General features: G+C 71.0%; 23 protein-coding genes and 1 pseudogene. 14 read left to right on the forward strand and 10 right to left on the reverse strand.

Features of this window, described 5'->3' with window-relative positions; genetic code table 11:
- Window positions 1-233: 233 nt before the first annotated feature.
- Both purN and purH read left to right on the forward strand, forming a co-directional pair.
- Window positions 234-872 (forward strand): phosphoribosylglycinamide formyltransferase, encoded by a 639-nt coding sequence (gene purN / locus ACFT32_RS16510; RefSeq protein ID WP_184591279.1) that lies wholly within the window; start codon window positions 234-236, stop codon window positions 870-872.
- The gene (purH, locus tag ACFT32_RS16515; protein ID WP_382489518.1) at window positions 869-2,434 is read left to right on the forward strand and encodes a bifunctional phosphoribosylaminoimidazolecarboxamide formyltransferase/IMP cyclohydrolase; all 1,566 of its coding nucleotides are present in this window, start codon (window positions 869-871) and stop codon (window positions 2,432-2,434) included. The genes purN and purH overlap by 4 nt, the downstream gene beginning before the upstream one ends.
- Window positions 2,435-2,785: 351 nt before the next feature.
- Here the strand turns inward: purH and ACFT32_RS16520 are convergent, their stop codons facing one another.
- The 4 genes from ACFT32_RS16520 to ACFT32_RS16535 all read right to left on the reverse strand — a co-directional run bounded on the left by ACFT32_RS16520 (window position 2,786) and on the right by ACFT32_RS16535 (window position 4,677).
- Complete coding sequence (locus ACFT32_RS16520; RefSeq protein ID WP_382489520.1) at window positions 2,786-3,268, reverse strand: hypothetical protein; 483 nt, start codon at window positions 3,266-3,268, stop codon at window positions 2,786-2,788.
- 133 nt (window positions 3,269-3,401) lie between these two features.
- Window positions 3,402-3,737 (reverse strand): hypothetical protein, encoded by a 336-nt coding sequence (locus ACFT32_RS16525; protein ID WP_382489522.1) that lies wholly within the window; start codon window positions 3,735-3,737, stop codon window positions 3,402-3,404.
- 121 nt (window positions 3,738-3,858) lie between these two features.
- On the reverse strand, window positions 3,859-4,242 hold the full coding sequence (locus ACFT32_RS16530; RefSeq protein ID WP_382489523.1) for a hypothetical protein: 384 nt from the start codon (window positions 4,240-4,242) through the stop codon (window positions 3,859-3,861).
- A 105-nt stretch (window positions 4,243-4,347) separates the two neighbouring features.
- Window positions 4,348-4,677, reverse strand: a complete 330-nt coding sequence (locus tag ACFT32_RS16535) for an ATP-binding protein (RefSeq protein ID WP_382489525.1) — start codon at window positions 4,675-4,677, stop codon at window positions 4,348-4,350.
- Between ACFT32_RS16535 and ACFT32_RS16540 the strand changes: the two genes are divergently transcribed.
- Both ACFT32_RS16540 and ACFT32_RS16545 read left to right on the forward strand, forming a co-directional pair.
- Window positions 4,570-4,812 (forward strand): Scr1 family TA system antitoxin-like transcriptional regulator, encoded by a 243-nt coding sequence (locus tag ACFT32_RS16540; RefSeq protein WP_382489527.1) that lies wholly within the window; start codon window positions 4,570-4,572, stop codon window positions 4,810-4,812. The two genes, ACFT32_RS16535 and ACFT32_RS16540, sit on opposite strands and share 108 nt — an antisense overlap.
- Window positions 4,813-4,887 (forward strand): annotated as a pseudogene (locus ACFT32_RS16545) (hypothetical protein); the annotation flags it as partial.
- Window positions 4,888-4,944: 57 nt separating this feature from the next.
- Here the strand turns inward: ACFT32_RS16545 and ACFT32_RS16550 are convergent.
- From ACFT32_RS16550 to ACFT32_RS16575, 6 genes are all read right to left on the reverse strand, one after another.
- Entirely contained in the window at window positions 4,945-6,432 is a 1,488-nt protein-coding gene (locus tag ACFT32_RS16550; RefSeq protein WP_382489529.1) for a protein kinase, read from the reverse strand.
- Window positions 6,433-6,605: 173 nt separating this feature from the next.
- Window positions 6,606-7,211 (reverse strand): ALF repeat-containing protein, encoded by a 606-nt coding sequence (locus ACFT32_RS16555; RefSeq protein WP_382489531.1) that lies wholly within the window; start codon window positions 7,209-7,211, stop codon window positions 6,606-6,608.
- A 171-nt stretch (window positions 7,212-7,382) separates the two neighbouring features.
- Window positions 7,383-8,117: an FHA domain-containing protein gene (locus ACFT32_RS16560; protein WP_382489532.1), complete on the reverse strand. Its 735-nt coding sequence runs from the start codon at window positions 8,115-8,117 to the stop codon at window positions 7,383-7,385.
- Between the two features lie 197 nt (window positions 8,118-8,314).
- On the reverse strand, window positions 8,315-9,874 hold the full coding sequence (locus ACFT32_RS16565; RefSeq protein WP_382489534.1) for a protein kinase: 1,560 nt from the start codon (window positions 9,872-9,874) through the stop codon (window positions 8,315-8,317).
- Window positions 9,871-10,617, reverse strand: a complete 747-nt coding sequence (locus tag ACFT32_RS16570; RefSeq protein WP_382489536.1) for an FHA domain-containing protein — start codon at window positions 10,615-10,617, stop codon at window positions 9,871-9,873. Before ACFT32_RS16570 ends, ACFT32_RS16565 begins: the two co-directional genes overlap by 4 nt.
- 132 nt (window positions 10,618-10,749) lie before the next feature.
- The gene (locus ACFT32_RS16575) at window positions 10,750-11,337 is read right to left on the reverse strand and encodes a hypothetical protein (RefSeq protein ID WP_382489538.1); all 588 of its coding nucleotides are present in this window, start codon (window positions 11,335-11,337) and stop codon (window positions 10,750-10,752) included.
- Window positions 11,338-11,612: 275 nt separating this feature from the next.
- On the opposite strand from ACFT32_RS16575, the gene ACFT32_RS16580 reads away from it, so the two are divergent.
- The 10 genes from ACFT32_RS16580 (at window position 11,613) to ACFT32_RS16625 (ending at window position 24,598) form a co-directional block, all read left to right on the forward strand.
- Window positions 11,613-12,467: a bifunctional methylenetetrahydrofolate dehydrogenase/methenyltetrahydrofolate cyclohydrolase gene (locus tag ACFT32_RS16580; protein WP_382489540.1), complete on the forward strand. Its 855-nt coding sequence runs from the start codon at window positions 11,613-11,615 to the stop codon at window positions 12,465-12,467.
- Entirely contained in the window at window positions 12,457-13,086 is a 630-nt protein-coding gene (locus tag ACFT32_RS16585) for a DUF3017 domain-containing protein (RefSeq protein WP_382489542.1), read from the forward strand. Before ACFT32_RS16580 ends, ACFT32_RS16585 begins: the two co-directional genes overlap by 11 nt.
- Window positions 13,087-13,471: 385 nt before the next feature.
- Window positions 13,472-14,815: a DUF2690 domain-containing protein gene (locus tag ACFT32_RS16590; RefSeq protein WP_382489544.1), complete on the forward strand. Its 1,344-nt coding sequence runs from the start codon at window positions 13,472-13,474 to the stop codon at window positions 14,813-14,815.
- 739 nt (window positions 14,816-15,554) lie between these two features.
- On the forward strand, window positions 15,555-16,544 hold the full coding sequence (locus ACFT32_RS16595; RefSeq protein WP_382489546.1) for a malate dehydrogenase: 990 nt from the start codon (window positions 15,555-15,557) through the stop codon (window positions 16,542-16,544).
- A 103-nt stretch (window positions 16,545-16,647) separates the two neighbouring features.
- Window positions 16,648-17,232: a DinB family protein gene (locus ACFT32_RS16600; RefSeq protein WP_382489548.1), complete on the forward strand. Its 585-nt coding sequence runs from the start codon at window positions 16,648-16,650 to the stop codon at window positions 17,230-17,232.
- A 180-nt stretch (window positions 17,233-17,412) separates the two neighbouring features.
- Window positions 17,413-18,933 carry an aldehyde dehydrogenase family protein gene (locus ACFT32_RS16605; protein WP_382489550.1) on the forward strand — a complete coding sequence of 507 codons (1,521 nt, stop codon included), beginning with the start codon at window positions 17,413-17,415 and terminating at the stop codon, window positions 18,931-18,933.
- A 107-nt stretch (window positions 18,934-19,040) separates the two neighbouring features.
- The gene (locus ACFT32_RS16610) at window positions 19,041-20,573 is read left to right on the forward strand and encodes a GMC family oxidoreductase (RefSeq protein WP_382489552.1); all 1,533 of its coding nucleotides are present in this window, start codon (window positions 19,041-19,043) and stop codon (window positions 20,571-20,573) included.
- A 5-nt stretch (window positions 20,574-20,578) separates the two neighbouring features.
- On the forward strand, window positions 20,579-21,691 hold the full coding sequence (locus tag ACFT32_RS16615) for a glycine betaine/L-proline ABC transporter ATP-binding protein (protein ID WP_382490712.1): 1,113 nt from the start codon (window positions 20,579-20,581) through the stop codon (window positions 21,689-21,691).
- Window positions 21,691-23,640 (forward strand): ABC transporter permease, encoded by a 1,950-nt coding sequence (locus ACFT32_RS16620; RefSeq protein WP_382489554.1) that lies wholly within the window; start codon window positions 21,691-21,693, stop codon window positions 23,638-23,640. Before ACFT32_RS16615 ends, ACFT32_RS16620 begins: the two co-directional genes overlap by 1 nt.
- A 1-nt stretch (window position 23,641) precedes the next feature.
- A complete protein-coding gene (locus ACFT32_RS16625; RefSeq protein ID WP_382489555.1) occupies window positions 23,642-24,598 on the forward strand; it encodes an ABC transporter substrate-binding protein in 957 nt (318 codons plus the stop codon).
- The last annotated feature ends 5 nt before the right edge of the window (window positions 24,599-24,603 follow it).

The raw sequence follows: 24,603 nt of genomic DNA on the forward strand, positions 1-24,603 counted from the left end.
CACCCTCCTGAACGCACCACGCCCGGACGGCGTTCCCGAACCGGCTCCGCCCAGACGCTACCTTCCGGCCACGCCCCCGTCCCGTGGGGGCCGTCCGGTGTGCCGGTATCGTTGCTGACGGTCGGCCGGTTCGTAGGCTTCCCCGTATCAGGGGACCCGAAGCATTCGTATGAATGTACAAACGCCACAGTCCGACCGCCCGGACAGACGCTCCCCCGAGAAAGGCCCCCACCGTGGCCGCCAAGCCCGTGGCCCCGCGCGCCAAGCGCCTCGTCGTGCTGGTCTCCGGATCCGGCACCAATCTGCAGGCGCTCCTCGACGAGATCGCCGCCACCGGCGCGCAGGCCTACGGGGCCGAGATCGTGGCCGTCGGCGCCGACCGTGAGGGCATCGAGGGGCTGGCACGGGCCGAGCGCGCCGGGCTGCCGACCTTCGTCCGCAAGGTCAAGGACCACGGGAGCCGCGAGGAGTGGGACACCGCCCTCGCCGAGGCCGTCGCCGCCTTCGAGCCCGACCTCGTCGTCTCCGCCGGCTTCATGAAGATCGTCGGCAAGGAGTTCCTCGCGCGGTTCGGCGGGCGGTTCGTCAACACGCACCCCGCCCTGCTGCCCAGTTTCCCGGGAGCCCACGGCGTGCGGGACGCGCTCGCGTACGGCGCCAAGGTCACCGGCTGCACCGTCCACTTCGTCGACGACGGCGTCGACACCGGCCCGATCATCGCCCAGGGCGTGGTCGAGATCCGGGACGAGGACGACGAGAGCGCTCTGCACGAGCGCATCAAGGACGTCGAGCGAAGGCTGCTCGTCGAGGTCGTGGGGCGGCTCGCCCGCAACGGCCATCGCATTGAGGGACGAAAGGTAGTTATCCAGTGACCGCCGACAGCAACAAGCGGCCCCTTCGCCGGGCGCTCGTCAGCGTCTACGACAAGACCGGGCTCGAGGACCTCGCGCGCGGGCTCCACGAAGCCGGGGTCGAGCTCGTCTCCACCGGCTCCACGGCCGCGAAGATCGCCGCTGCCGGCGTCCCCGTCACCAAGGTCGAGGAGCTCACCGGCTTCCCCGAGTGCCTGGACGGCCGCGTCAAGACCCTGCACCCCAGGGTCCACGCCGGCATCCTCGCCGACCTGCGCCTCGAGGACCACCGGCGGCAGCTCGCCGAGCTGGGCGTCGAGCCGTTCGACCTGGTCGTCGTCAACCTCTACCCGTTCCGCGAGACCGTCGCCTCGGGCGCCTCGCCCGACGAGTGCGTCGAGCAGATCGACATCGGCGGGCCTTCGATGGTCCGCGCCGCCGCCAAGAACCACCCGTCGGTCGCGGTCGTCACCAGCCCGGCCCGGTACGCCGATGTGCTCGAGGCCGTCCAGAGCGGCGGCTTCGACCTCGCCACCCGCAAGCGGCTCGCCGCCGAGGCCTTCCAGCACACGGCCGCCTACGACGTCGCCGTCGCCTCCTGGTTCGCCTCCTCCTACGCGCCCGTCGACGACTCCCGGTTCCCCGACTTCCTCGGCGCCACCTGGGAGCGCGAGCACACCCTGCGCTACGGCGAGAACCCGCACCAGCCCGCCGCGCTCTACGTCTCCCCGGAGGGCGGCGGTCTCGCCCAGGCCGAGCAGCTGCACGGCAAGGAGATGTCGTACAACAACTACACGGACACGGACGCCGCCCGCCGTGCCGCGTACGACCACGCCGAGCCGGCCGTCGCGATCATCAAGCATGCCAACCCCTGCGGTATCGCGGTCGCCGCGGACGTCGCCGAGGCGCACCGCAAGGCGCACGCCTGTGACCCGCTGTCGGCGTTCGGCGGCGTGATCGCGGTCAACCGCCCGGTCAGCAAGGAGATGGCCGAGCAGGTCGCCGAGATCTTCACCGAGGTCATCGTCGCGCCGGACTACGAGGAGGGGGCCCTCGAAGCCCTCGCCAAGAAGAAGAACATCCGGGTGCTGAAGGCCGTGGGCGCCCCCGCGAACCCGGTCGAGGTCAAGCCCATCGACGGCGGCGCGCTCCTCCAGGTCACCGACCGCCTCCAGGCCGACGGCGACGACCCGGCGAACTGGACCCTGGCGACTGGCGAGGCGCTCTCCCCGGCGGAACTGGCCGAGCTGGCCTTCGCCTGGAAGGCCTGCCGCGCCGTCAAGTCCAACGCGATCCTCCTCGCCAAGGACGGCGCCTCGGTCGGCGTCGGCATGGGCCAGGTCAACCGCGTCGACTCCTGCAAGCTGGCCGTGGAGCGGGCCGGTGCCGAGCGGGCCCGGGGTTCCTACGTCGCGTCGGACGCCTTCTTCCCGTTCCCGGACAACATCGACGTGCTGAGCGAGGCCGGGGTCAAGGCCATCGTCCAGCCCGGCGGTTCGGTCCGTGACGAGCTGGTCGTGGAGGCCGCGAAGAAGGCGGGCATCACGATGTACTTCACGGGGACGCGGCACTTCTTCCACTGAGCCGCACACCTTTTTGGCCCGCCGCTCGGTGACCGGCGGGCCCTCGCCCATGTATGTGGCTGCGGGCGAGCGGCATATGTGGGTGCGGGCGAGCGGTGCGGGGGTGGACGGCACCGCTCGCCGTGCCCTACTGGCTCCACTTTGCGCCGCCCGGCCGAGTGCCGCGCGCTGACGGCACTCGGGGCGATCGGACACACCACCGGCGACCTCACTCCGGCGGCACACCACATCGGCGCGGCTCAGCGCATCCAGCGGGAGACCGGCTACCGCCCCGCACCTACCGACGTCCTTGCTTCGGGGTAACCGGCAGGTGGTTGAGGCCCCGGGGCAGACGCAGGAGCGGTGGGTCACTCAGCGCACGGCGACGGGCATCTTCGGATAGAGCTTCCTGGCCCCGGCCTCGACGCACTCGATCGCCTGGTTCTCCCGCTCAGGCCCGACGGCTCGGATCAGATCGGGCATGTTTCTCTCGTCACCTGCCGTGGCGATGCCTTGGCCGGACAGGCACGTGCGCGAGTACTTCAGGAGCGCGGCCGCCATGGCGGGAGCATGGTCTTGAGCGTACCGCTGCTCAACCTTGCCCAGATGTGCCGTGTGGCACTGGTCGCTGCGGGCAGCAACTTCGTCCTCTGGTATGTCCGCATTGCGGTACCACAGATTCATCGATCGATGGTCCACCGGATTCCAGCCACGATTGACCAGCGTGATTTCACCTTCCTCCAGGCATTTCTCCAGCCGGTCCACCGCGGCCTTGTAGTCGCTCCCACTCGCGGTGCCGTCGGTCAGCAGCGCGTCCTGGGCCGCCAGGCCCGCTTCGCGTTCCTGCTCGCTCACGTACTGGCGGAACTGGGCGGATGGTACCGAGATGTCCGGGCCCCCCGACATCTGGCCGCACCCGCTCAGCCCACACACCAGCACCACGGCAGTGACAGCACCGCGGTACCGATACCTCATCGAGGTCAGCCTCCTAGTGCTTGACGGTCTCGTAGGAGCACGTCTCACAGCTCTTGTGATCGCTCACCGTGATCCCCTTGAGGCCGGGGGCGGTGAACCTCGCCTTCCACGGGTCGTGGATCCAGTTACTGATTGCGCCGTTCCACTTCACCCGGAGCCAGGCGTGTCCTTTGCAGTCCCCCTCGCCCTTCGTCGTATCGGCCTCGCCGTGACTGCTGGTGCCGAAGTACACGCAATCACCCCGGCTGACGTTGACGATCCCCGTGTGTGCCTGCGCAGGCACGGTGGTTATAGCCACCCCTGCCACGGCCGCCGTGGCCACGGCGGCCATCTTGAGCCTTTCCTTCATGTCTGCTCCAGTCGTGTTCGTGCTGGTGGCCACCCCCGTGGTGGCGCGCTCTCAGCATTCACGGGCCTCGCTGACGGGGGTACTGGAACATTCGAGGGTTACTCTCGCGGTTTCATGTCGGTCAGACCTTCTGAACCGAGATCTTGACCGCGGTGGGGCTCCAGTGGGTGCCATCGCCGGGCATCTTGTCGAATTCGTCCTTGTCGCCGTTCGGGCACGCCTGGGGGGAGTAGTCCGTGTCCTTCTTGCCGTTGGAGCCGTACCAGGTGAGAACGACCTGGACGCAGTAGCTGTCCGACTTCTTGTCCTTCACCCAGCCCTTGGCGTGGGTGGAGCTTCCGGAGCCGGTGAAGTCGCCCTCGCTGGAGCCCCAGCTCGCGGAGCACGTCCATGAGGTGGTGGACGCGTCGCAATCCGTGGCTGCCGATGCCGTCGGTGCGGTCACTGCCAGCGATCCGGCGGCGATGAGGGTGCCTACGGCCGCGTACACGGTGCGTCGGAACATCATGAGTACCTCTCGGCTTCGATGGATGGATGAACGTCATGGTGAGCCGAGGCCGGCGCGTGGGAGAACCTGCAAAGTTCCAGGTACGGCGGGAGGTGAAGGCCCTTAGGCTCCGGGCAGCAGGCCGCGGCCGGTCTCGTCGTCCGTACCGGGGTGACGCGGGACGAGCCAGGAGTGCGGGTCGGGATCGGTGACGGCCAGGCGGACACGGCCGTTCTGGGCGCGGGTGAGGCGGACGGTCACCGGGGTGCCCTCGCCGAGGTGACGGATCGCGTTCGCGAGTAACTCGCTGACGCACAGCTGGACTTCGGGACAGGCCGTGCCCAGGTGCTCTTTGCGAGCGAGGCGCCGCCGAAGTTCTGGGCGGTTCTCGACGAGTCGGTCATCCGGCGACGGGTGCTGTCGCCTGCCGGTATGGCCGAACTTCTGGCTCACATCGCCAAGGTGGTCAGGGCCACACGGTCCATTGTGCAGATCGTCCCGGAAACTGCCGCGACCCATCCGTTCATGATGGGGATGACCCGGATCATGACCATCCACGACGCGCCACCGCAACGGGACCGGCGGTGAATGCGTCGAGGTCGCCGACAACCTCCCGACCTCGTCCCCGTCCGCGACTCCGAGAACCCGGACGGCTCCGCCCTCGTGTTCCCCTCCCAAGCCTGGGACCTCTTCATCAAGTCCCTCTGGCGACGACCCCGGTCAGTTGAACAGCGAGAGGATCGTCCACAGCACCGACTTGGTCGCGCAGCTGCCCACCAGCCGGTGCGACCGCGGCGCGGCCTCTCCCGCCACGTTGCCCATGGAGTTCACGGTCGAGCAACCGCTGCGCTGTGCCACGCGGCGGCGGTCCGCGCCGGCGGGCTCGAAGTCCGTCCCGCGGAAGTAGGTCAGGTCGTGCTGCTTCCGCTCGTCCGCGATGTTGTTGAAGATCGAGCGGACCGGAGCACTCGCCGCCCAGGTGCAGGTCTCGTCGCCCGACGACCAGTCGGCGTCGTCGCCGCGCCAACTGCACATGCGGCCATTGCCGTTGTACTCGCTGAAGAAGCAGGCGCTGTCCTCGGGGCAGCGGTGGTAGCCGTAGACCAGCTCGCCGCCCGGCCCCCTGGACGCCGACTCCGTGGGCAGTGCCCTGTACACCGGCACTCCGTTGTCCTGGTTCACGTACAGGTAGGCAGCCCCCACCGTCCCCGTCGTCGCCAGGAGCACCGTCGCGAGGGCCGACGTCAGTACGGGGTGCCGCCGCCAGAACCGGGGGCGCAGGCGGGGCAGGCGGGCCGAGCGGGCAACGCCCGCCGCCTCCTCCACGCGGCGCAGGAGCGAGGCCGTGTCGTGCGTGACGCGTTCCCGGTGCTTCGGGGCCAGACAGTCCCGCACTATCTCCCGCCACGCGTCGGGCAGATCGGGAGACAGTCGCAGTTCCTCCGCGCCCCGCGCGTACCGCATCGCCGCGTCGGTGCGAGCTTCCGTGCTGCCGCCCGGCAAGGGGTGGGAGCCCGTGAGGACCACGTGTGCGAGGACGCCGAAGGACCAGACGTCGGCGGAAGGACGGATCCGCGTGCCCCGCTCGTCGATCTCGGCCCAGAACAGTTCCGGTGGGGTGTAGTCGGGGGTGGCGAAGACGGGCGCGTACGCGTGTGTGCCTTCCAGTTCGGCAGCCAGGTTGAAGTCGGCCAGCCGTACCGAACCGTCTTCCATCAGCAGGACGTTGGCGGGCTTCAGATCGCCGTGCACCCAGCCCGCGTGGTGCAGTTGGTGCAGGCCCTCGCAGATCTGGGCCAGCAGCGCGGGGCCCGACTCGGGCGTCGGGTCGTCTTCCAGCAGGGTGTCCAGGGAGCCTTCGGCGCGTTCCAGGACGAGGACGGTGGCGCCGTCGAGTTCGGGGTGGTCCGGGTCGTCCACGGTCAGTGTCTCGTACATCCGGATCAGGCGCGGTGCGCGCAGCCGCTCCAGCAACTCCACTTCCCGCTTGGCCAGTTCGCGCAGATGGCGCAGTTGGCGCGGGGTGCGGGTGCCCGTCGGCAGGAACTTCAGGGCGGCCCGGCGAGGCAGGGCAGGATCCGCCTCGCCGGTCGCCCTGCCCGTGTACACGGTCGCGAAGGCACCCGACGCCAGAGGCTCCCGTACCTCCCAGTGCCCCACGCGGTAGCCCTGCGGTACGGGGACCGTGTGCGACCGCTGTCCGGTCATGGGGCCGCCTCGCTCGATGCCGCGGTCGGCACGACGATGACTCTGAGCACGGACCCGCCCCTCCCCCGATCCATGAGGGCAACCCTCACCCGGCCACGAAGGGCAGAGTAAGGGTCGTTCCAGACAGACGACGAAGCTTTGCCCGCGGCACGGCGCGTCCGCGAGACGGGGCCTTAGCCGTCCACCTCGTACTGCCCCACCTCGATGAAGTACCGCAGCTCTTCCGGCGTTCCGTCGATGACTTCCTGCGCCGCGGCCCACAGCGCGTCGCTGATGGTCGGGTCGGCGAGGATGCGGGCGACACGGACGCGGTCGTCCTCGGCCCGGGCGAGGCGGTAGCCGGTCTCCAGGAAGGCGCGAAGGGCCTGAGGGGTGTTGGCGTCGAGGGCCTCGTTGGCCTCCCTGATGACCCCCCTGTCGGTCTTCGGGTCGGCGGACGCGAGGATGCGGGCGATGGCGACGCCATCGTCCTCGGCCTGGGCTGTCCAACGGCCCGTCTCCAGGAAGTACCGCTGGTCCTCGATGGTGCCGTCCATGGCCCGCTGCGCGGCGGCGTACACGGCCTTGCCGGTGCTCGGGTCGGCGATGATGCGCATGATCGCGACTCGGACGTCGTGGTCGGACATCTCGTCGACACTCGAACCGGCCGCGTCGGTCACGGTCGCCACGGCGGCGGACGGCGGAACGGACTCGGCGGCGAAGGCCGGGCCGGTCAGCAGGAGCGCCGGGGCCAGGGCGGCGGTTGCCACGAGGGTCAGGGCGGTACTTATCGGTCTCACGTGTGAACCTCTCTTGAACCTGAATACGTCATGTGCCGGTGTGTGTATCTTTCCTGAGCCCGTGAGCCCGCGCCGGAGATCACCGCAATATCCAAGTCCCGCAGGCCTCGCGCACCTCCCACGGGCCGACTCGGTAGCCCTTCGGGACGGGAACGGCGTGCGACTGACCGGTCATCGGGCCACCTCGCCGGCCGCTGCGGCCAGCACCACCAGGTCGTCCTCGCGGACCAGGTCGAAGCGGAGCGCGAGCGAGACCAGCGACTCCTTCTTGCCGTTGACGCGCAGGCCGGGCTCGGCGGTGTCGGGGCGCAGCCGGAGTTTGAGGGCCAGGTAGTCGATGTTCCAGTAGACGGACGAGCGGCTGACCGCCGGCCAGACCGGGCGTAATCGTTCCACCAACTGTTCCACCGCCGGAAGCGACGCGTGCGGTTCCCCGCGCAGCCGCGGCTCGCACAGGGCGGCCAGCACGGCGAAATACCTGCTGGTGCGGTCCAGGGCGAACGCCGGTGCCGTGGCGGCGCCGGGGAGTCCCCGGCGGTCGACGCTGCGGAAGGCGTGGCGTGGTGCCCAGACGTCGAAGGCGAGCAGGTCTCCCGCGGCGGGCAGGACCACCCGCGAGAACTCGAACGGTACCGGGGCCTCCATACGGCCCGGCGCGATCTTGAGGTGTTCTCCCGCGCCCTCCGGGTTCTCCACCACATAGGTCTGGTCCTCGCTGAGGTTGCTCAGCAGCCAGAAGGACCGGTGTGCCGTGATCTCCCCGGCGACCCGGGGCACCCCTTCGTGGTCGATGGTGAGTCCGCCGTCCGTCCCGGCCCTGCCGAACGTCAGCCTTTCGCCCGCGGCGATCCTGACCTGCCCGTCCGCGCTGCCGCACTTCGGTGGTACGACGATGAGGCTGTACATGGAGTCGTCCCCCTCCTCCTATGACGCCAGGGGGCGCAGCCCCCAGTCCGACGAGGGGCAGGGTATGGGACGTTTTTGGACGAGTACGAAGCATCGCGCCTGATACAGGGTGTTCCGTGAAGGGTTTGTGAGAGAAGGCGGCACCGGCGCAGCGGCCTCCGGACGGGGACGACGGGGGCACCTCAGAACTCTCAGGGTCACTTCTTCCCGGGCGGGCTGTACTCCTTGAGGTAGTGCGCGACGCGGCCGGCGTAGGTACGAGTGTCCGGGGGAACGCCGCCCGCGTCGTTCACCGTCTTGTACGACGTCCGGTACGCGGCGGCGACCAGCACCCGCCTCTCGCCCCGCAGCCCGGGCTCCAGGCGCGGGGCGATCCAGCACAGGTAGCGGCCCATGGCCGGGATGGACTCGGCGGGCGGGAAGGGGGGCCGGGGGACGGTCTCGCCGGGAGTGCCGTCCTCGTTCATCCACCAGCGCAGGACGCGCGGGGTCCAGCGGGCGATGCCGTACTCGTCGTTGGCGGGATCGGAGAGGTCCGGGTCGAAGTCGCTCTCCACCTTCAGCATGGCGGCGATCAGGACCGGGGTGACGTCCTTCTGGTCGCAGTCGTGCGCCGTCTCCACGATCAGCAGCCGGTAGGCGGGCGGGATGCCCCGGTCGGTGCGCAGATCGGAGGCGCCGTACGCGGCGGCCGAGACGTTCGCGGTGGCGCCGGAGCCACCGCCGCCCGGGGCACCGCCCGCCCAGACGCTGACGCCGTAGGCGAGGGCGGCGAGCGCGCCGACGGCCATGGCCGCCGCGACGGACGTACGGCCCACGCGGCGGCGGGCCGGGCGCAGCCGGGGCAGCCGGAAGGGCCGGTGGGCCGTCCCGGCGGCGGCCGCCCGGACGCGGCGCAGCAGTGCCTCGCCGGTGATGCGGTCCTGGTACGTCCGGGTCAGACAGGCGCGGATGATCTCCCGCCAGTCGTCGGCCAGTTCGGGCGACAGGCGCAGCTCGTCGGTGCCGCGGGCGTAGGCCGCCGCCGCGTCGCGACGGGCCGTCGGGGTGGCGCCGGGCAGCGGGAAGGAGTCGGTCAGGACGAGGTGGGCCAGGACGCCGAAGGCCCACACATCGGCGGACGGTCGGATCCGGCGGCCTCGTTCGCCGATCTCGGTCCACAGGAGCTCGGGCGGCGTGTAGTCGGGGGTGGAGAAGGCCGGGGTGTAGGCGTGGGTGCCCTCCAGCTCGGCCGCCATGTTGAAGTCGGCCAGCCGGACCGAACCGTCCTCCATCAGCAGCACGTTGGCCGGTTTCAGGTCGCCGTGCACCCAGCCGGCGTCGTGCAACTGGGCCAGCCCTTCGCAGATCTGCGCGAGCAGCGCGGGACCCGCCTCGGGCCGGGGCACCGCCGTGAGCAGGGCGGACAGCGAGCCCTTGGCCCGCTCCAGGACGAGGACGGTGGCGCCGTCCAGCTCCGGGCTGCCCGGGTCGTCGACCGTCAGCGTCTCGTACATCCGTACCAGCCGCGGGTGTTTCAGCCGCCGGTACAGCGCGACCTCCCGGTCGATCAGCTCGCGCAGATGGCTGAGCCGGCGCGGCGTGGCCGTACCGGTGGGCAGGAACTTCAGGGCGGCGGTCCGGGGCAGCTCCGTGCTCCCGCCGACGCGCCGGGCGGCGTACACACTGCCGAAGGCGCCGGTCGCGATCGGCTCGCGCACCTCCCAGGCGCCGACCCGGTAGCCCTTCGGCACCGGCACCGCATAGGCCTCGTTCACCGGGTCACCCCGCCCGGCGGGGCGGCCAGGACGCCCAGGTCGTCCTCCCTGACCAGATCGAAACGGAGCGCCAGGGAGACCAGCGACTCCTTCTTGCCGTTGAGCCGCGGGCCCGTGTCCGCGCTCTCCGGGCCCGGTTTGAGGCGCAGCTTCACGGCGAGATAGTCGATGTTCCACTGCACGGCCGTGCGGGACGCGGCAGGCCAGGCGGGGCGCAGGCGGTCGGCGACCTGGTCGACGGTGGGCAGCGGGGCGTGCGGAGTGCCGCGCAGGCGCGGTTCGCACAGGGCCGCCAGGACCGCGAAGTAGCGCTTGCTGCGGTCGACGGAGAACGCCGGGGCGGTCGTCGCGCCGTCGAGGCCGCCCGTGCCGCTGAGGTAGTCGTGGCGTGGCGCCCACACCTCCAGCGCCAGCAGGTCGCCGGCGGCGGGCAGCACGATCCGCGAGAACTCGAAGGGGACCGGCGCGTCCAGCCGCCCCGGCGCCACCTTGACGTGTTCGCCCGCGCCCTCCGGGTTCTCCACCACGTAGGTCTGCTCGCGGCTGAGGTTGCTCAGGATCCAGAAGGCGCCCTGCGCGGTGATCTCACCGGCCCGGCGGGAGACCCCGTCGTGAGGAATGGGCAGGTCGTTGTCGTGCGCGGACCGGCCGAAGGTGAGGCGTTCGCCGGGCGCGAGTCTGACTTGCGTGCGGTTTCGCTCGTCCTCCGTGGTCGGCGGAGGTACCACGATGATGCTGTACAAGGTGCTCTCCCCGTGCCTGAACAGCTACCACCGTCAGACTAGGGCGACGCACCAGGGCCGTGCCCCCCTCGTACGGGTGAGACACGGCCCTTGGGTGTGATTGGCGTGAACTGGTCCGCGCGCCGGGGCGGTTCAGTAACGGGGGCGGTTGAACCAGGCCTTGCCGTTGGCGTTGCCGACGAACACCGCGACCAGGACGGCCAGGATGGTGTGCACCAGGCCGATGATGACGAACGGGTAGATGCCCAGGACGGCCGTGATGATCGCGAAGACCAGGATGGTGATCCGCGCGCTGTTGCCGCCGGACTTGAACTTCGTCGCCAGGACCGCGCCGAACACCAGCCAGGCCAGGCCGAAGACGACGTAGCCCCAGATCACGCCGGTCGACTGGCCGACCAGGTCCTGGAAGGCGGTGTTGTCCTGGAGGGACTCTTCGTCCTTCGCGGCGTTGAGGGCCGCGGCGGCGAAGGCCATGAGGGCCACGCCGACGACCTGCAGACCGACGATCACCCACATCATCGCGCGGGCCGCGCTCACCGAGCCCGCCATCGTGGTCGGCGCGGCGGGGCCGGCGCCGTAGGGGGACACCGGAGGGGCCTGCGGGTAGCCGTAGCCGGGCGCCTGGCCCTGCTGCTGCGGGTAGCCGTAGCCCGGCTGCTGCGGCTGCTGCGGCTGTCCCTGGGGGGCGCCGTAGGGATTGTTCGGGTCGCCGTAGCTCATGGCTGACTTTCCTCCGTTGTTCCGAGTGCGGGGACGACGCGGGGCATCCGCACGGAGGAGAAGTACTTCAGATTGCGACCGTCCCCCCGTTGAACTGCCCGCGGCACTTGTCATGTCATCGTTCTGCACCGGTGACGGGCTTGTCCAGCCGCATTCCTGATGTGTTGTGCAAGTGCAACATCGCTGATCATGGGCGGATACGGGAGGAGCGGCCCCCGGTGCCCGGATTGTGGCCGGATTGGAACCGTGGGCGGGTCATCCGCGAGGATGGGGTCATGACCGCCCAGATTCTCGATGGCAAGGCCACCGCAGCCGCGATCAAGTCCGATCTGACCGCCCGCGTGGCGGCGCTGAAGGAGAAGGGCGTCACGCCCGGCCTCGGCACGATCCTGGTCGGGGACGACCCCGGCAGCCAGAAGTACGTCGCCGGCAAGCACCGCGACTGCGCGCAGGTAGGTATCGCCTCGATCCAGCGCGAGCTGCCCGCGACGGCGACGCAGGAGGAGATCGAGGCCGCCGTCCGCGAACTGAACGAGGACCCGGCCTGCACGGGTTACATCGTGCAACTGCCGCTGCCCAAGGGCATCGACGAGAACCGCATCCTGGAACTGATGGACCCGGACAAGGACGCGGACGGGCTCCACCCCATGAACCTCGGCCGCCTCGTCCTGAACGAGCCGGCCCCGCTGCCCTGCACCCCGAACGGCGTGCTGACCCTGCTGCGCCGCTACGGCGTGGAGATCAAGGGCGCGGAGGTCGTGGTGGTCGGCCGGGGCGTGACCATCGGCCGGCCGATGCCGCTGCTGCTGACGCGGCGCAGCGAGAACGCGACGGTGACCCAGTGCCACACCGGCACGCGTGATCTGTCGGCGCACCTCAAGCGCGCGGACATCATCGTCGCCGCGGCCGGTTCCGCCCATCTGGTCCGTGCCGAGGACGTCAAGCCGGGCGCGGCCGTCCTGGACGTCGGTGTCTCCCGCAGCGCCGAGGGCAAGATCGTGGGCGACGTCCACCCCGACGTGGCCGAGGTCGCCGGCTGGATCTCCCCGAACCCCGGCGGAGTCGGCCCGATGACCCGTGCCCAGCTGCTCGTCAACGTGGTCGAGGCGGCGGAGCGCAGTGTCGGCTGAGCGGAGCGCGCGGAGCGCGGCGGGCGGCGGGAGCGTCGAGGCCGGGCAGGCCGGCCCGATCGCTTCGGACGAGCCGGATGGGCGTGCGGGCCGGAGCGCCTCGGCCGAGCCGGATGAGCAGGTCGGTCTCAGCGCTTCGGACGGGGCGGACGGGTCGGCGGAGGGCGAAGACGACCTCACCGTGCGGGATCCGGTCAGCGCACCCGACGCCGACGGGCGGGCGCGGCGGGTCACCCGGCGGTTTCCGCTGTTCACCAGGGACACCGCGCGGCCCGAGGGCGGTGGCCGGGCCGTGTCCGGGGACGCGCCCGCGCCGGTGCGGCAGTGGCCCGTGCTCGCCGTGCTGGGGCTGGTGGGGCTCGGGCTGCTGGTGACCGCCTTCGACCAGTTCCGGCTCGGGACGCTGCTGATCGGCGTCGCCCTGCTGGGCAGTGGCGTGATGCGCTGGCTGCTGCCGGACGTCGGCATGCTCGCCGTCCGCTCCCGCTTCACGGACATCGTCACGTACGGCGTACTCGGTCTGGTGATCGTCCTGCTGGCCCTGATGGCACAGCCGGAGCCGTGGCTGCAGATCCCGTTCCTGAAGGACACGCTGCACTTCACGGTCACCAGCGGATGACCGGACGGCGGTCCGTCCTCTCCCCCGAGGAAGGACGGGCCGCCGCCACGGACCACCCTCCTGCACGGCGAACGGCCTGTTCAACGGCTGTCAGAGCGCTGTGGCACGGAAGTGACGGTTCCGGTACTTCCTCTGGCGGATTCCGCACGAACTGGTGCGACAACGGGGTTGGCGTGGACAATCAGGACGGTCCAGGGTGTATCGCGCGCGGTCTGCATGCTTCTGTGCGCCCCCAGTCAGGGAACTGAGATCCTGAGTGTGCGCATCCCTGTGGGTAACCAGAACGGGGACTCGGCCAAGGCCGCCAACGCGCGGGGCGAACAGCGCGAGAAATATCAGCACGACCGGGGGGAAGAGGGGGGAAGCAATGCCTCGTTGGAGGGCCTTGCCGGATGAGCTCGATCCACAGATCAGGGAGTTCACCAGCCAGCTGCGCAGACTCGTGGACCGTAGTGGTCTGAGCATCGCGTCGGTGGCGGACCGCACGGGCTACAGCAAAACGTCGTGGGAGCGTTATCTGAACGGCCGGCTGCTCGCGCCCAAGGGCGCGATCGTGGCACTGGCCGAGGTCACCGGGACCAACCCGTTGCACCTGACCACCATGTGGGAGCTCGCCGAGCGCGCCTGGAGCCGCTCGGAGATGCGGCACGACATGACGATGGAGGCCATCCGGATCTCCCAGGCGCGCGCCGCGCTCGGGGAGTTCGGCGGGCAGGACTTCGGCGACCCGTCGGCCGGCTCCAAGAGCGGCGGTACGACGGCCTCCGGCGGCAAGAGCGCTTCGGGCAAGTCGGCCTCCCGGGGTGACGACAAGCCCGCCCGCAGGAGCGGCAGCGCCACGGTCACGCCGGGTATCGCGGGGCCGGCCGGAGTGGCCCCGACGGTGCCGCCGCAGCCGACGGCGCCCGAGGTCCAGGACTCCTCCACCAGCGGTGGTGTGCGGGAGGACGGCGGCCGGGGCGGTGCGAGCGGGGTCAACTCGTGGGGCATCGCCGGGTACCAGGGTCCGTCGCCGTCGGCCGGCCGCTCAGGCGGCACCGGCACCGGCACCGGCACCGGCACCGGCGCTGGCGTCGGCAGCGGCGCCGGCAGCGGCATCGGGTCCCGGCCCGGTGCGGGCGGCGGTTCTCCCGCCGGGGCGCCCGACGGGCCTGCCCGGACGCCGGGTGCGGGCGCGGGCTCGCAGCACCGGTCGCCGCGTGGCGCCGCCCCGGCCCGGGCGAAGGGCTCTGCCGGGGGCAAGCGGCGGACCGCGACGTTCCTCGCGGGTGTCGTGGGCGTGCTCGTGGTGATCGCCGGCGCGTTCTATCTCACCGGCGGCGGTGGCGACGACGAGGCCAAGGGCAGCACCAAGTCGCCCAAGCCGAGCGCCACCACGAACCCGGACCTGCCGCCCGGTGTGAAGTGCAGCGGCGACAGTTGCACCGGCAAGGACGCGGAGGCCATGGGGTGCAGTGGTGACCTGGTCACCACGGCACAGACCGCGACCGTCGGCACCGCCGTCGTGGAGGTCCGCTACAGCGAGACCTGCAAGGCTGCCTGGGGCCGGGTCACCCAGGCGACCCAGGGTGACGAGATCCAGATCAGCGCGGGCAAGGCGAAGCAGTCCGGAAGCATCACCGTGGCCGGCGACGCGATCGCGTACACCCCGATGGTGGCGGTGAAGAACGCCGCCGACGCCAAGGCCTGCGCGACCCTGGCCTCGGGCCAGCAGGGCTGCACGGAGTAGCAGTCGGCAGGGCTGCGCGGAGCAGGAAGGCGGCCTCGGTGAATCGGGGCCGGCGGACGCCGTGGGATTAGGCGGCGGCGGCACGTCTCGCGGACGGACGCCGCCTGCCTCCGGCCGTCTTACGGGACTTGGCGGGGCACCCGGCGTACGGCGGGAGCCCGGCTCTCGGCGGTCGGCTGGCTCTCGGTCGTCGGCTGGTTCTCGGCGGTCGGCTGGCTCTCGGTCGTCGGCCGGTTCTCGGCGGTCGGCCCGGCTTCCGGCGGCCCCGGGGCCCGGCAAGCGCCTCGCAGGGGCGGCCCGTCAGCCCGTCGCGGAGCGGCTCGCGTCCGGTCTCTGGCGGGTCGGCTCGTGTCCTGGCTCTGGCGGTCGGCTCGGTCCCTGTCGCGGTCCCGGCATGGGCCGCCCCGGTGCCGGGTGACCCGGTCGCAGGACCGGTCCGAACTAATTTCGGAGACGGAGGAATGACCGGGGGAATCGGGGGCACGCGAACCGTACCCCCACGGGAGTCCGGCACGGTCGGTTCCCCCCCCCGGCGGCCGCCTCAGTCCCCCTCTCCCGGACGGGCGGCCGCCTTTTGCATGGGCGCCGGGAGGGTTGTGGGGTGGGCCACACCGACCCGGCCGTGCGAGATACCGGATGCGCGATAGCCTGACCGCTGGTGGATCTCTTGACGCCAAGAGATCGATCAGACGTCCGGGGCAGGGACCGCCCCACCGCCAGCTGTCATACGGAGAACGCCATGACCCGCACTCCCGTGAACGTCACCGTCACCGGCGCGGCCGGCCAGATCGGTTACGCCCTGCTCTTCCGCATCGCCTCCGGTCAGCTGCTCGGCGCGGACGTGCCGGTCAAGCTGCGCCTCCTCGAGATCACCCCGGCGCTCAAGGCCGCCGAGGGCACGGCCATGGAGCTCGACGACTGCGCGTTCCCGCTCCTGCAGGGCATCGACATCTCGGACGACCCGAACGTCGCCTTCGACGGCGCCAACGTCGCGCTGCTCGTCGGCGCCCGCCCCCGTACCAAGGGCATGGAGCGCGGTGACCTCCTCGAGGCCAACGGCGGCATCTTCAAGCCGCAGGGCCAGGCCATCAACGCCCACGCCGCGGACGACATCAAGGTCCTGGTCGTCGGCAACCCGGCCAACACCAACGCCCTGATCGCCCAGGCCGCCGCGCCGGACGTACCGGCCGAGCGGTTCACGGCGATGACCCGCCTCGACCACAACCGCGCGCTGACGCAGCTCGCGAAGAAGACGGGCTCGACGGTCGCCGACATCAAGCGTCTGACGATCTGGGGCAACCACTCCGCCACCCAGTACCCGGACATCTTCCACGCCACGGTCGCCGGCAAGAACGCCGCCGAGGTCGTGAACGACGAGAAGTGGCTGGCCGAGGACTTCATCCCGACCGTCGCCAAGCGCGGCGCCGCCATCATCGAGGCCCGTGGCGCCTCGTCGGCCGCCTCCGCCGCGAACGCCGCGATCGACCACGTCCACTCGTGGGTCAACGGCACCGCCGACGGCGACTGGGTCTCCATGGGCATCCCGTCCGACGGTTCGTACGGCGTGCCGGAGGGGCTCATCTCCTCCTTCCCCGTCACCACAAAGGACGGCAAGTACGACATCGTCCAGGGCCTGGACATCAACGAGTTCTCCCGCGCCCGGATCGACGCCTCCGTCAAGGAGCTCGAGGAGGAGCGCGAGGCGGTCCGCGGCCTCGGCCTCATCTGACCGGAGTCTCTCCGCGCGTCCGCGCAGGCCCCGTACCGGCTTCGGCCGGTGCGGGGCCTGTGTGCTTCCCGCGTTGTCAGAGCCGGGTCGTAGTCTTCGCGGCATGACACAGGACGTGGGACGGGAGTTGGCGGAGGTGCCGCTGGAGCCGCCGGTCGCGGGCGATGAAGTCGACACGCTCGTCGGCTCCCTGGAGCGGCAGCGCAGGACGTTCGCCTGGAAGTGCGAGGGCCTGGACGCGGCGGGACTGAGCGCGCGGGTGGCCTCCTCGGCCGTCACGCTGGGCGGGCTGCTCAAGCATCTCGCTCTGGTCGAGGACCACTATCTGTCCGTGCGGCTGCTGGGGAGGGAGCCCGCGCCGCCGTGGGACGCGGTGGACCGGGACGCCGAGCCGGACTGGGAGTGGAGTTCGGCCGCCGGGGACACGCCCGAGCAGTTGTACACGCTGTGGACGGAGGCCGTGCTGCGGTCCCGGGCGAATCTGCGGGAGGTGCTCGCGGAGGGCGACGCCGGCCGCCTCGCCGCCTTCACGACCCGGGACGGCCGGTCACCGAGCGTGCGGCGCATGCTGGTCGACCTCATCGAGGAGTACGCCCGCCATGTCGGCCACGCCGACCTCATACGCGAGTCCGTGGACGGGCGCGTGGGCGAGGACCCGCCGGAGAGCTTCCGACCTCGGACGACCTGACCCCGGCCGTACCTGATCGGCGGGTGTTTCGCCCGCGTTTGCCCGCATCCTCAGTGACACAGCGCACTTTCGGCCACGGATCGTGCATGCATCCAGGGGGTCAGGGCAGGCGCACTCGGTCTCTTAGTGACACGTGTGTGACACAAGGGCGCTGATCAGGAACGGAAGGCGAAAGCGGTCATGGCGGAAAGCAACGTACTTCAGACGCGCAGCACCATCCACGCGGGAGGCGAGTGGCGTGCGGCCGTCTCCGGCGCCACCCGGGAGATCCTCGACCCCGCGGACGCGCTGCCGTTCGCCGTGGTCGCGGAGGGTGACGAGAAAGACACCGACCTGGCGATCGCCGCCGCCCGGCGCGCCTTCGACGAGGGCGACTGGCCCCGCACGCCCGTCACCGAGCGCGCCGCGCTGCTGAGGCGCGTCGCCGACCTGCTGGTGCGCGACCGCGAGGAGCTCGGGCGGCTGGAGGCCCAGGACGCGGGCAAGACCGTCGAAGAGGGCCGCGTCGACATCGACTGCGTCGCCGACGCCTTCCGCTACTTCGCCGACCTGGTCGCCGGCGAGGCCCCCGGCCGGGTCGTGGACGCGGGCTCGCCCGACATCCACAGCGTCGTCGTGCACGAGCCCATCGGCGTCTGCGCGATGATCACGCCCTGGAACTACCCGCTGCTGCAGGCCAGCTGGAAGATCGCCCCGGCGCTCGCGGCGGGCAACACCTTCGTCATCAAGCCGAGCGAGATCACGCCCATGACCACGATCGCGGTCATCGAGCTGCTGGTCGAGGCCGGGCTGCCCGCCGGCGTCGCCAACATCGTCACCGGCCCCGGCCACTCGGTCGGCGCGCGGCTCTCCGAGCACCCCGACGTCGACCTGGTCTCCTTCACCGGCGGTCTGATCAGCGGCACCAAGGTCGCCCAGGCCGCCGCGCCCGGCGTCAAGAAGGTCGCCCTCGAACTCGGCGGCAAGAACCCCAACGTCGTCTTCGCCGACGCCTGCGCCACCGAGGAGGGCTTCGACACCGCCGTCGACCAGGCCCTCAACGCCGCCTTCATCCACAGCGGCCAGGTCTGCTCGGCCGGCGCCCGCCTCATCATCGAGGAGTCGGTCCGGGACCGCTTCGTCGCCGAACTGGCCCGCCGCGCCGAGAAGATCCGGCTCGGCCGCGGCACCGAGGACGGTGTCGAGTGCGGACCGCTGGTCTCCGAGCAGCAGCGCGCCAAGGTCGAGATGTACGTCGAGTCCGCCCTCAAGGAGGGCGCGGTGCTGCGCTCCGGCGGCAAGCGCCCCGAGCCGTCCCCGCAGCGCCCCGAGAACGGCTACTTCTACGAGCCGACCGTCCTCGACCACTGCCACCGCGAGATGCGCGTCATCCGGGAGGAGGTCTTCGGACCGGTCCTCACCGTCGAGACCTTCCGCACCGAGGACGAGGCCGTGACCCTGGCCAATGACACCGAGTACGGCCTCGCGGGCGGTGTCTGGACCTCCGACGCGGGCCGCGCCCGGCGCGTGGCCGGCCGGCTGCGGCACGGCACGATCTGGATCAACGACTTCCACCCCTACCTGCCGCAGGCGGAGTGGGGCGGCTTCGGCAAGAGCGGAGTGGGCCGGGAGCTCGGCCCGGCCGGACTCGCCGAGTACCGAGAGACCAAGCACGTCTACCAGAACCTCGCCCCGAAGCCGGTGCGCTGGTTCGCGGGCTGACCCCCCCCGCACCCGCACACCCGCGCACCCGCGCATCCCCGCACCCGCGCCCTTCGGGCCCGACCTCTTCGTCCCCTCTGGTCCATTCCCTCTGGAGCAAGTACGCCATGTCCCACACCAGTCACGAGTACGACTATGTCGTGATAGGCGGCGGAACCGCAGGTTCCGTCATTGCCTCCCGCCTGACCGAGAACCCCGACGTGACCGTCGCCGTCATCGAGGGCGGCCCCAGCGACGTCGGCCGCGACGACGTGCTGACCCTGCGCCGCTGGATGGGCCTGCTGGGCGGCGAGCTCGACTACGACTACCCCACCACCGAGCAGCCACGCGGAAACTCGCATATCCGGCACAGCCGCGCCCGGGTCCTCGGCGGCTGCTCCTCGCACAACACCCTGATCGCGTTCAAGCCGCTGCCGGCCGACTGGGACGAGTGGGAGGCCGCCGGTGCCAAGGGCTGGGGCGCGGTGCAGATGGAGGCGTACTTCGCGCGCCTGCTCAACAACGTCGTCCCGGTCGACGAGAAGGACCGGAACGCCATCGCGCGCGACTTCGTCGACGCGGCCCAGGCGGCGCTGAACGTGCCGCGCGTGGAGGGCTTCAACAAGAAGCCGTTCACCGAGGGCGTCGGCTTCTTCGACCTCGCCTACCACCCGGAGAACAACAAGCGCTCCTCGGCGTCGGTGGCGTATCTGCACCCGGTGATGGACGAGCGGCCCAACCTGACGATCCTGCTGGAGACCTGGGCGTACAAGCTGGAGCTGGACGGCAACCGCGCCGAGGGCGTGCACGTCCGCACCAAGGACGGCGAGGAGATCCTCGTCAAGGCCCGCAACGAGGTCCTGCTCTGCGCCGGGGCGGTCGACTCGCCCCGGCTGCTGATGCACTCCGGCATCGGCCCTAAGGCGGACCTGGAGAAGCTCGGCATACCCGTGACGCACGACCTGCCGGGCATCGGCGAGAACCTGCTCGACCACCCCGAGTCGGTGATCGTGTGGGAGACCAACGGCCCCATCCCGGAGAACTCCGCGATGGACTCCGACGCGGGCCTGTTCGTGCGCCGGGACCCCGAACAGCCGCACCCCGACCTGATGTTCCACTTCTACCAGATCCCCTTCACGGACAATCCGGAGCGACTGGGCTACCAGCGGCCGGAGTTCGGCGTCTCGATGACCCCGAACATCCCCAAGCCCAAGAGCCGCGGCCGGCTCTACCTGACCAGCGCCGACCCCGAGGTCAAGCCGGCCCTGGACTTCCGCTACTTCACCGACGCGGACGACTACGACGGGCAGACCCTCGTCGACGGCATCAAGATCGCCCGCGAGATCGCGAAGACCGAGCCGCTGGCCGGCTGGCTCAAGCGCGAGGTGGCGCCCGGCCCGCACGTGACCGACGACGCGGAGCTCAGCGAGTACGCCCGCAAGGTCGCGCACACCGTCTACCACCCCGCGGGTACCTGCAAGATGGGTGACGCCGACGACCGGCTCGCGGTCGTCGACCCCGAGCTGCGCGTCCGCGGCCTGGAGGGCATCCGCATCGCGGACGCCTCCGTGTTCCCCACCATGACCACCGTGAACCCGATGATCGGCGTGCTCATGGTCGGGGAGAAGGCCGCCGAGCTGATCGGCGGTGGTGACCGGTGACCGAGATGACCGAGATCCCGACCCTCGAACCCCCCACGGAGCAGACCATGGACACCACCCCCGTCTTCTCGGTGGAGGGCTTGTGGAAGGTGTTCGGCCCCAAGGCCGAGCGCGTTCCCGCCGACCCCGAGCTCACCGCCCTCGACCCCGCCGAGCTGCGCTCCCGCACCGGCTGCACGGCCGCCGTCCGCGACGTCACCTTCGATGTGCGCAAGGGCGAGGTCTTCGTCGTCATGGGCCTGTCCGGCTCCGGCAAGTCCACGCTGGTGCGCTGTCTGACCCGGCTGATCGAGCCGACGGCCGGCACCATCGCCATCGACGGCGAGGACGTCCGCGCCATGGACCGCTCCCGGCTGCGCGAACTGCGCCGGCACCGCGCCGCCATGGTCTTCCAGCACTTCGGCCTGCTGCCGCACCGCACGGTCCTCGACAACGTCGCCTACGGCCTGGAGATCCAGGGCATGGGCAAGGCCGCGCGGCGTGAGCGCGCCGCCGAGGTCGTCGCCAAGGTCGGCCTGGAAGGCATGGAGCACCGCCGCCCCAGCCAGCTCTCCGGCGGCCAGCGGCAGCGCGTCGGCCTCGCCCGCGCGCTCGCCGTCGACCCCGAGGTCCTCCTCTTCGACGAGCCGTTCAGCGCGCTCGACCCCCTCATCCGGCGCGAGATGCAGGACGAGGTCGTCCGGCTGCACCGCGAGGAAGGCCGCACGATGGTCTTCATCACCCATGACCTCCAGGAGGCCCTCAAGCTGGGCGACCGCATCGCCCTGATGCGCGACGGCCGGGTCGTGCAGCTCGGCACGCCCGAGGAGATCGTGGGCTCGCCCGCCGACGACTACGTCCGCGAGTTCGTCCGGGACGTCCCGCGCGAGCAGGTCATGACCGTCCGTACGGCCATGCGCAACCCGTCGGCGGACCTGGACGGCAGCGGACCGGCCGTGCGGCCCGACGCGACGGTCTCCGAGGCGATCGAGGCGGTCGCCCGTGCCGGTGCCCCGGCCCGGGTCGTGGACGAGGGCCGGTGCGTGGGCATGGTCGACTCCGACACCCTGCTCGGTGTCGTCGCCGGCACGGAGCAGCCGGCTCCGCCCCGGACGGAGCAGTCCAAGGAGGCGGTCTGATGGCGACCATCACCGCGTCCCCGCCCCGGGTGGGACTGCCCGGCCTCCTCAAGTCCCCGGCCGTCCGCAAGCTGCTGCTCCTCGCCCTGGCCGCCGCGATCCTCGTCCCTCTGGCGAACGCCCGCTGGGCGAGCGGCAGCTGGCCGGCCGCGCTGACCGTCGACTTCTCCGAGCCGCTCGCCAAGGCCAGCGACTGGATCATCGACAACCGCGACAGCCACCCGCTGTTCCTGTACTTCTTCGGCCACGTCAGCAACGTCGTCGTCATCGCCGTACGAGCCGTCTACCTCGGCCTCCTGGCCGTCGGCTGGGCGGGCGTCACGGCCCTGGGCGCGCTGGTCGCCTGGCGCGTCGCCGGCATCCGGCTCGCGCTCGGCACGGGCGTCGCGTTCCTGGCCTGCGGCCTGCTCGGTATGTGGGTGCCGACCATGCAGACGCTCGCCCTGATGGTCGTCGCGGTCCTCGCGTCGGTCGTGGTGGGCGCGCTGCTCGGGCTCGCCGCCGGGCTGTCCGACCGGATGGACCGCCTTCTGCGCCCGGTCCTGGACACCATGCAGGTGCTCCCGGCCTTCGCCTATCTGCTGCCGGTCGTGCTGGTCTTCGGCATCGGCGTCCCGGCGGCCGTCCTGGCCACCGTCATCTACGCCGCCCCGCCCATGGCCCGGCTGACCTCGCTCGGTCTGCGCGGCGCCGACAAGGAGGTTCTGGAGGCGGTCGAGTCGCTCGGCTCCACCGCACGCCAGCGGCTGCTGACGGCCCGTATCCCGCTGGCCCGCAAGGAACTCCTGCTCGGCCTCAACCAGACGATCATGATGGCGCTGTCGATGGCCGTCATCGCTGCCGTCATCGGCGCGGGCGGTCTCGGTGACCGCGTCTACCAGGCGCTGGCCTCGGTCGACGTCGGTGCCGCGCTCGCCGCCGGCATCCCGATCGTGCTGCTGGCCGTCGTCCTGGACCGCGTCACGGGCGCGGCGGGGGAGCGGCTCGGCGCCGAACCGGAGCCCCGGCAGGGACTCGGCTGGCTGTACGCCCTGGTCGCCTTCGCCGCCGTGGCGGTCGCCGGGCGCCTCGTCGGCCGGCTCGACTGGCCCGAGTCGTGGGTCGTCGGCATCGCCGAGCCCGTCAACCGCGCGGTCGACTGGATGACCGCGCACCTCTACTCCGGCGTCCCCGTCATCGGCGGCACCGCCGACTGGGCGGGCCACTTCACCACCTGGGTGCTCGACCCGATGCGCGACGGCCTGCAGGCGCTGCCCTGGTGGTCGGTCCTGCTGATCGTCGCCGCCCTGGCCTGGGTGATCGGCACCTGGCGCACCGCGCTCACCGCCGTCCTCGCCATGGCCGCGATCGGCGCGCTCGGCGTCTGGAAGCCCTCCCTCGACACCCTGTCGCAGGTCCTCGCGGCCGTCGCCGTCACCCTCGTCGTCGGCTTCGCCACCGGCATCGCGGCGGCCCGCAGCGACCGTCTGGAGCGGCTGCTGCGTCCCGTCCTGGACGTCTTCCAGACGATGCCGCAGTTCGTGTACCTGATCCCGGTCGTCGCCCTCTTCGGCGTCGGCCGCGCCCCGGCCGTCGCGGCCGCGATCGTGTACGCGCTGCCGGCCGTCGTCCGGATCACCACCCAGGGCCTGCGCCAGGTCGACCCGGCCGCGCTGGAGGCCTCCGGCTCGCTCGGCGCGACCAGCTGGCAGCAGCTGCGGCAGGTCCAGCTCCCGCTGGCCCGCCCGGCGCTGCTGCTCGCCGTCAACCAGGGCCTCGTCCTGGTCCTCGCCGTCGTCGTCATCGGCGGCCTGGTCGGCGGTGGCGCGCTCGGCTACGACGTGGTCTTCGGCCTCGCCCAGGGCGATCTGGCGACCGGTCTGGTGGCCGGCGCGGCGATCGTCTGCCTCGGCCTGATGCTCGACCGGGTGACCCAGCCCACCGAGCGGCGCGCGAAGAAGGGAGCGTGACATGCGAGTCCGTACGACTGCCATGATCGCCGCAGTGAGCTCCCTGGCGCTGCTCACCGGCTGCGGCGCGGCCGACATGACCAAGCAGGCCTCGCCCTTCGCCAACGCGCAGGGCGCCAAGTCCGTGACCCTGTCCGTGCAGTCCTGGGTGGGCGCGCAGGCCAACGTGGCCGTCGCCCAGTACCTCCTGGAGAACGAGCTGGGCTACCGCGTCGACACCGTCCAGGTCGACGAGGTGCCCGCCTGGGACGCGCTCAGCCAGGGCCGCGTCGACGCGCTCCTGGAGGACTGGGGCCACCCGGAGCAGGAGCAGCGGTACGTCAAGGACAAGAAGACGATCGCGCCCGGCGGCGGACTCGGCGTCACCGGGCACATCGGCTGGTTCGTCCCGACGTACTTCGCCAAGAAGCACCCGGACATCACGAACTGGAAGAACCTCAACAAGTACGCCGATCAGTTCCGCACCCCGGAGAGCGGCAGCAAGGGCCAGCTGATGGACGGTTCGCCGTCCTACGTCACCAACGACAAGGCGCTGGTGAAGAACCTGAAGCTGGACTACCAGGTGGTGTTCGCCGGCTCCGAGGCGGCGCAGATCACCCAGATGAGGCAGTTCGCCAAGGAGAAGAAGCCCTTCCTCACCTACTGGTACTCCCCGCAGTGGCTGTTCAAGAAGGTCCCGATGACCGAGGTGAAGCTGCCGGCGTACAAGGAGGGCTGCGACGCCGACCTGGAGAAGGTCGCCTGCGCCTACCCGCACACGCCGCTGCAGAAGTACCTCAACGCGGACTTCGCCAAGAACGGCGGCAAGGCGGCGGCGTTCCTGAAGAAGTTCAAGTGGACGACCGAGGACCAGAACGAGGTCTCCCTGATGATCGCCGACAAGAAGATGACGCCGGAGGAGGCGGCCAAGAAGTGGGTGGACAGCCACAAGTCCACGTGGAAGAAGTGGCTGTCCTGACGCCT

Origin of the sequence: Streptomyces sp. NPDC057002 (genome assembly GCF_042673825.1) — a bacterium.
Classification (GTDB): Bacteria; Actinomycetota; Actinomycetes; order Streptomycetales; family Streptomycetaceae; genus Streptomyces.

Bases quoted from the DNA above. Each gene is read 5' to 3' on its own strand.
- ACFT32_RS16525 (WP_382489522.1), bottom strand. From the start codon at position 3,737: ATGAAGGAAAGGCTCAAGATGGCCGCCGTGGCCACGGCGGCCGTGGCA.
- ACFT32_RS16530 (WP_382489523.1), bottom strand. From the start codon at position 4,242: ATGTTCCGACGCACCGTGTACGCGGCCGTAGGCACCCTCATCGCCGCC.
- ACFT32_RS16550 (WP_382489529.1), bottom strand. From the start codon at position 6,432: ATGACCGGACAGCGGTCGCACACGGTCCCCGTACCGCAGGGCTACCGC.
- ACFT32_RS16560 (WP_382489532.1), bottom strand. From the start codon at position 8,117: ATGTACAGCCTCATCGTCGTACCACCGAAGTGCGGCAGCGCGGACGGG.
- ACFT32_RS16575 (WP_382489538.1), bottom strand. From the start codon at position 11,337: ATGAGCTACGGCGACCCGAACAATCCCTACGGCGCCCCCCAGGGACAG.
- ACFT32_RS16580 (WP_382489540.1), top strand. From the start codon at position 11,613: ATGACCGCCCAGATTCTCGATGGCAAGGCCACCGCAGCCGCGATCAAG.
- ACFT32_RS16595 (WP_382489546.1), top strand. From the start codon at position 15,555: ATGACCCGCACTCCCGTGAACGTCACCGTCACCGGCGCGGCCGGCCAG.
- ACFT32_RS16600 (WP_382489548.1), top strand. From the start codon at position 16,648: ATGACACAGGACGTGGGACGGGAGTTGGCGGAGGTGCCGCTGGAGCCG.
- ACFT32_RS16605 (WP_382489550.1), top strand. From the start codon at position 17,413: ATGGCGGAAAGCAACGTACTTCAGACGCGCAGCACCATCCACGCGGGA.
- ACFT32_RS16610 (WP_382489552.1), top strand. From the start codon at position 19,041: ATGTCCCACACCAGTCACGAGTACGACTATGTCGTGATAGGCGGCGGA.
- ACFT32_RS16615 (WP_382490712.1), top strand. From the start codon at position 20,579: ATGACCGAGATCCCGACCCTCGAACCCCCCACGGAGCAGACCATGGAC.
- ACFT32_RS16620 (WP_382489554.1), top strand. From the start codon at position 21,691: ATGGCGACCATCACCGCGTCCCCGCCCCGGGTGGGACTGCCCGGCCTC.
- ACFT32_RS16625 (WP_382489555.1), top strand. From the start codon at position 23,642: ATGCGAGTCCGTACGACTGCCATGATCGCCGCAGTGAGCTCCCTGGCG.